Origin of the sequence: Bartonella phoceensis (assembly GCF_902825145.1) — a bacterium.
Taxonomy (GTDB): Bacteria; Pseudomonadota; Alphaproteobacteria; order Rhizobiales; family Rhizobiaceae; genus Bartonella; species Bartonella phoceensis.
Genome location: NZ_CADEAD010000040.1, coordinates 1 through 564 on the forward strand (window position 1 = coordinate 1; position 564 = coordinate 564).

The 564-nt window shown below is 42.4% G+C and carries 1 pseudogene; it reads right to left on the reverse strand.

The window, feature by feature from the left end:
• Window positions 1–564 (reverse strand): annotated as a pseudogene (locus J7R07_RS07985) (Vomp family autotransporter); the annotation flags it as partial.

Genomic DNA, 564 nt, shown 5'->3' on the forward strand with positions numbered 1-564 from the left:
CGATCTCATTCTTAAGTTCTTTATGAATATTCGTGAAAGAATTGCCTACACCAGCAAACGCTTTCGCTACATCATCATAACTTTGCTCTTCAACTGTACTGCCATCTTCCTTGACTACATGAACCTTGAAGGTCGGACCTGTCCATTCGCCTTTCTCATACCGAGCTCCACCACCAAAAGAATTCGCTATATTTGTAGCTGCCGTTTGCAGATTGTGAGATACAGTGCTGACATTTTGATTGGTCGCAAAAAGCTGCGAACCATTGACCGCATCACTCGATTCTTCCGAAAGCATTCCTGATTTCACACCTGACAAAGTCCGAGACGCTCCATCAGTATTCGCAAACGTAACTTCTGTACCGCTCTTTTCACCACCAATCGCTATGATATGTGTACCAGCATCTTGCTTAACAAGACTGTCACTAACAACTTGGGCAATCTCATTCTTAAGTTCTTTATGAATATTCGTGAAAGAATTGCCTACACCAGCAAACGCTTTCGCTACATCATCATAACTTTGCTCTTCAACTGTACTGCCATCTTCCTTGACTACATGAACCTTAA